The sequence below is a fragment of the Haladaptatus sp. W1 genome (assembly GCF_001723155.1).
GTDB lineage: Archaea > Halobacteriota > Halobacteria > Halobacteriales > Haladaptataceae > Haladaptatus > Haladaptatus paucihalophilus.
Genome location: NZ_MEIH01000150.1, coordinates 1 through 5316, shown reverse-complemented (window position 1 = coordinate 5316; position 5316 = coordinate 1). Strand labels below are relative to the sequence as shown.

The following is a 5316-nucleotide window of genomic DNA, read 5'->3' as shown; positions in this document are numbered from 1 at the left end:
GCAGTTCGCGGGCGATACGACCACGCAAGTCCTCGCGTCGTCGGTCGAGCTGGAACTGACGGCGGCGGAGGCGGCGCTGTTCGACGACTACCGCGAGGCGCTGGCCCGACTGGGTTTTCACGCCGCGCTCGTCGGGGACAGGACCGTCGAAGTGACGACCGTTCCCGCCGTCTTCGAGAAAACGCTCTCGCCGGACCTGCTCCGAGACGTTCTCTCCGAGTTCATCTCGGTCGAATCGGGTGACGCCAATTCGGCGGAGGCGGTCGCCGACGAACTCATCTCGGATTTGGCGTGCTATCCGTCGATAACCGGCAACACGTCGCTTCGAGAGGGAGACGTGGTGAGTCTGCTCGCGGCGCTCGACGAGTGTGAAAACCCCTACGCCTGCCCGCACGGGCGGCCGGTGTCATCGAGTTCAACCGGGAGGAAATCGAGGACCGGTTCGAACGGGACTATCCGGGTCACGCCGGACGACGTGCCGAGTGAGAAAGACATGTTCTCCGACCGAGACTGTCCGTTTTCGGACCCGTAAGGATAACCTTCATATCGGCTGGCCGAATGGAGCCATAGTATGGCACGCGGGACGAGTCAGGGAGGACTCACCGACGCAATACGCTACGATATCGCACAGTTACACACCGGATGGATGGCGCTGTTCTTCCCGCGACAGCGACAGCAGTCCCACTCGGTCCTCGGAAAGTGGCAGCCACAGAGTACGACGGGAAAGGTCGCCTACAGCATCTGGAGCGTGGTCGGAACGGTCGTCGTCGCCCTGCTCTATCCCTTCGTCCTGTTCGGCTTCGCCGCGCGCTACTACACGAGTGCATCGACCGAACGGCGGCGAGCCTCGGGGTGCTCGGCGTTATCGTTCTCTCGGTGGTCGTCTGGGGGGGCTTGGCGGCGCTGGCGAGCTATCGCTTCTCGACGGAGGGGTTCTACGCGGTCGCCGCCGCAGGTGGCGTGGCGACGGTCGCGGCGGTGTTCTCGTATCTCACCAGCCGATACGGGGGTCGAATAACGACGGTGCTGTTCGCCTACCCGTCCGGGATGACGGCTATCTTCCTGCCGCCGGTTCGTCGCGGCGTTGTACTCCCCTGCACTCTCGAACGTCATCTTCCCCAACAGCACGAACCTCGCGGTGTGGTTGCTGAACAACGTGCTCACCTACCGCGGCATCGACGAGATACTCAGGGCGCGCTTCGGCCTCGAAGGACTCGCCTACGTCGGCATGTGGTTCGGAATCGCGGTGCCGGTCGGTTGGGTCCTCGGGTTCTTAGTGACGCTGGCGAATCTCATGCGCCCGAAATCGGAGTAACGCTTTTCTGTCGGTCGCCGAACGGTCCCGTATGGAGTTCAATTTACCTGTGACCGCCGCAGCACTGGTGGCGATCGTCGCCATCGTATCCCGATGAGGCCCGCCGTACCGATGGCGACGATCGCCACCAGTGCTGCGGCGGTCACAGGTAAATTGAACTCCATACGGGACCGTTCGGCGACCGACAGAAAAGCGTTACTCCGATTTCGGGCGCATGAGATTCGCCAGCGTCACTAAGAACCCGAGGACCCAACCGACCGGCACCGCGATTCCGAACCACATGCCGACGTAGGCGAGTCCTTCGAGGCCGAAGCGCGCCCTGAGTATCTCGTCGATGCCGCGGTAGGTGAGCACGTTGTTCAGCAACCACACCGCGAGGTTCGTGCTGTTGGGGAAGATGACGTTCGAGAGTGCAGGGGAGTACAACGCCGCGACGACCGGCGGCAGGAAGATAGCCGTCATCCCGGACGGGTAGGCGAACAGCACCGTCGTTATTCGACCCCCGTATCGGCTGGTGAGATACGAGAACACCGCCGCGACCGTCGCCACGCCACCTGCGGCGGCGACCGCGTAGAACCCCTCCGTCGAGAAGCGATAGCTCGCCAGCGCCGCCAAGCCCCCCCAGACGACCACCGAGAGAACGATAACGCCGAGCACCCCGAGGCTCGCCGCCGTTCGGTCGATGCGACTCGTGTAGTAGCGCGCGGCGAAGCCGAACAGGACGAAGGGATAGAGCAGGGCGACGACGACCGTTCCGACCACGCTCCAGATGCTGTAGGCGACCTTTCCCGTCGTACTCTGTGGCTGCCACTTTCCGAGGACCGAGTGGGACTGCTGTCGCTGTCGCGGGAAGAACAGCGCCATCCATCCGGTGTGTAACTGTGCGATATCGTAGCGTATTGCGTCGGTGAGTCCTCCCTGACTCGTCCCGCGTGCCATACTATGGCTCCATTCGGCCAGCCGATATGAAGGTTATCCTTACGGGTCCGAAAACGGACAGTCTCGGTCGGAGAACATGTCTTTCTCACTCGGCACGTCGTCCGGCGTGACCCGGATAGTCCCGTTCGAACCGGTCCTCGATTTCCTCCCGGTTGAACTCGATGACCACCGGCCGCCCGTGCGGGCAGGCGTAGGGGTTTTCACACTCGTCGAGCGCCGCGAGCAGACTCACCACGTCTCCCTCTCGAAGCGACGTGTTGCCGGTTATCGACGGATAGCACGCCAAATCCGAGATGAGTTCGTCGGCGACCGCCTCCGCCGAATTGGCGTCACCCGATTCGACCGAGATGAACTCGGAGAGAACGTCTCGGAGCAGGTCCGGCGAGAGCGTTTTCTCGAAGACGGCGGGAACGGTCGTCACTTCGACGGTCCTGTCCCCGACGAGCGCGGCGTGAAAACCCAGTCGGGCCAGCGCCTCGCGGTAGTCGTCGAACAGCGCCGCCTCCGCCGCCGTCAGTTCCAGCTCGACCGACGACGCGAGGACTTGCGTGGTCGTATCGCCCGCGAACTGCCGACAGAGGCGCTCGTAGTTCACCCGCTCGTCGGCGGCGTGCTGGTCGATGAGCACCAAGCCGTCGCCGGTTTCGGCGACGACGTAGGTGTCGTGGAGCTGCCCGAGAACCCGCATGCTCGGCAGTCGCTCGAACGAGGCTTCGTCCGCTTCTTTCGCTCCCTCCCCGCCCGCTTCGGGGAGCGTCGTCGTCGCCGTCGGCGCGCTGAACTTCCGTTCCGGGTCGCGGGCGGCGTCGGTCGCCGAACCCTTTCCCGCCGAATTCCCTTCCGCGGAACGTCGCTCCGTCGCCGTATCTCCGTTCGTCGTCGCGGTCCCGTTCGTCGTAGAATCGCCGCTCGTCGGTGATTCCGTACGGGATTCAGTCGCGGTTCGTCCGGTGGTCGAACCGTGGCCGCTCGACGTCGTTCGGTCCGGTTCCGTCGCCTCCGCATCACTGGATTCGGAGCGGTGGGAATCGGACGCGGCGGTCCGAGACCCCGACTTCGATGCCGTCGCCGCGTTCGAATCCGCCGTCTCTCCGCTCGCGTTCTTTCGCCCCGCCGAATCCCCGTCGCCGAGTTCCGACTGCACGGGTTCGGGCGTCACGTCCGTCTCGTCGGGCGCGGACCGACCGCGCGGGGCGGATGCTCGGACCAGTCCGTTGTCGAGGAGGGCGTCTTGCACGGCGTCACGAACCGCCGTCTTCACCCGCGCTTCGTCGCCGAACCGGACCTCCATCTTGCGCGGATGGACGTTCACGTCAACCGAGTCGGCGGGCACGTCGAGGAAGAGGACGGCGAAGGGATAGCGGTCGGGTGCGAGTTGGTTGCCGTAGGCATCGAGGATGGCCTCCCGAACCACCGAGGAGCGGACGTACCGCCCGTTGACGTAGGTTGCGACGTACTCGCGGGTGCTTCGCGTCGTCTCGGGATGGCTGACGTACCCCGAGACGTCCACCGCGTCTCCCCCATCGACGGCGATCATCGCGGTGGCGACTTCCCGACCGTACACCGACAGGATGGTGGACTGGAGGTTTCCGCGTCCAGTCGTCGAGAACACCTCGCGTCCGTCGTGTTCCAGCGAGAACGCCACGTCGGGGTTCGCCAGCGCGTACTGGGTGACGACGCGGTTGACGTGGGCGAACTCCGTGGAATCGGTCTTCAGGTACTTCCGGCGCGCTGGGGTGTTGAAAAAGAGGTCCTCGACTTCCACCGTCGTCCCCTCGGGACAGCCCGCCGGTCCCACCCCCTCCACGTCACCGCCGACGAGACGGAGTTCGGTGCCCGACTCGCCGCCGCGCGGTTTCGTTCGAATCTTCGTCCGCGACACCGCGCCGATGGTGTACAGCGCCTCGCCGCGAAAGCCGAGGGTTGCGACCCCGGATTCGAGGTCGTCAATGTCCCGAATCTTGCTCGTCGTGTGCTCCTCGACCGCGATTTGGACGTCTTCCCTGCTCATCCCGATGCCGTCGTCAGTGACGGCGATTCGCTCCGTCCCGCCGCCATCGACCCGCACCGAAATCCGCGAAGCGTCCGCGTCGAGGCTGTTCTCGACCAGTTCCTTGACCACCGAGGCCGGTCGCTCGACGACCTCCCCCGCCGCGATTCGCTGTATCGTCGTCTCGGAAAGCGCCCGGATGTTCGTCTCCCCGTCGCTCATTTCTCGAATCCTTTCGGCCCGACGTAATCAAGGTTCGTGTGTCGGTTCGAAACCATGTCTTTAACGAATAATAGGTATAGAATCGCAACGTTTACTCACGTCCGTCGCGTGTACTCCTGCCATGGAATCGTTTACCGAAACGCTGGAAGTCGTGACCTTGGGGAACCACGTTCGCATCGAACTCGAGGACGGGCGGGCGTTCGAAGGCCCGGCTAGTCCCATCGACTACATGCCCGACGACCGCTTCCGACTGGAAATCGAGCCCCGACACGAGAAGATTCGGCGCTGTGAAATCAGCGCCGTCTGTGTCGATGGGTCGTGGACGACGCCGGAGGTCCGCCACTACAGCCTCGGCGACGAGGACTGGACGGTCGCCGGAGAAGCGCTCGACATGGAAATAACGCGATAACTGCTGACTCGCCGCCGTCGATGGCCGACTCGACCGGTTCCTATCAAACGGCGGTCAGCGTTCGACGGGTACGGTCACGCAGGAGCGAATCCACGCGTTCGAGTTCTCGGGGTCGTACATCATCACGACTCGACCCGAACCGTCGGCGTATTCGGTACAGTGTAGCTCTTCCGTTCGTTCGTCGCTGGTAGTCGTCATGGTTGGGGAGGGGGTGAGAGCGTCGCTGTCGAGCGAATCGCTGGGAACGCCGAGTGGAGGTTCATTGGCGGCTCCACGCCGCTTGACACGTTTCGTCGCAGAACGAGTGGAGAACGACAGACCCGTCCTCTTTCGTTTCCGTGACGATAGGATACCACGCAGTGGTGTCGATGGGCCTATCGCAGTGGGAACAGACGGGCGTCACGGACCGAGTGATGGTGACGTCACGACGACCGTCCCGCT

5 protein-coding genes and 2 pseudogenes are annotated in these 5316 nt (G+C 63.9%); 3 read left to right on the top strand and 4 right to left on the bottom strand.

The window, feature by feature from the left end:
- Together BG842_RS08300 and BG842_RS08295 are read left to right on the top strand one after the other, a co-directional pair.
- Nucleotides 1-486 (top strand): annotated as a pseudogene (locus tag BG842_RS08300) (DNA mismatch repair protein MutL); the annotation flags it as partial.
- Between the two features lie 85 nt (nt 487-571).
- A pseudogene (locus BG842_RS08295) lies at nt 572-1315 on the top strand (hypothetical protein).
- Nucleotides 1316-1510: 195 nt separating this feature from the next.
- Here the strand turns inward: BG842_RS08295 and BG842_RS08290 are convergent.
- Both BG842_RS08290 and mutL read right to left on the bottom strand, forming a co-directional pair.
- Nucleotides 1511-2254 (bottom strand): hypothetical protein, encoded by a 744-nt coding sequence (locus tag BG842_RS08290; protein ID WP_069450408.1) that lies wholly within the window; start codon nt 2252-2254, stop codon nt 1511-1513.
- 85 nt (nt 2255-2339) lie between these two features.
- On the bottom strand, nt 2340-4466 hold the full coding sequence (mutL, locus tag BG842_RS08285; RefSeq protein ID WP_069450407.1) for a DNA mismatch repair endonuclease MutL: 2127 nt from the start codon (nt 4464-4466) through the stop codon (nt 2340-2342).
- Between the two features lie 121 nt (nt 4467-4587).
- Between mutL and BG842_RS08280 the strand changes: the two genes are divergently transcribed.
- On the top strand, nt 4588-4875 hold the full coding sequence (locus tag BG842_RS08280) for a hypothetical protein (RefSeq protein ID WP_069450406.1): 288 nt from the start codon (nt 4588-4590) through the stop codon (nt 4873-4875).
- A gap of 54 nt (nt 4876-4929) precedes the next feature.
- Here BG842_RS08280 and BG842_RS29690 read toward each other — a convergent pair whose 3' ends face one another.
- Complete coding sequence (locus BG842_RS29690; protein WP_007982373.1) at nt 4930-5073, bottom strand: hypothetical protein; 144 nt, start codon at nt 5071-5073, stop codon at nt 4930-4932.
- 61 nt (nt 5074-5134) lie between these two features.
- Nucleotides 5135-5316, bottom strand: a 182-nt coding sequence (locus BG842_RS30545) for a hypothetical protein (protein WP_069450405.1), incomplete at its 5' end; no start/stop codon positions are given.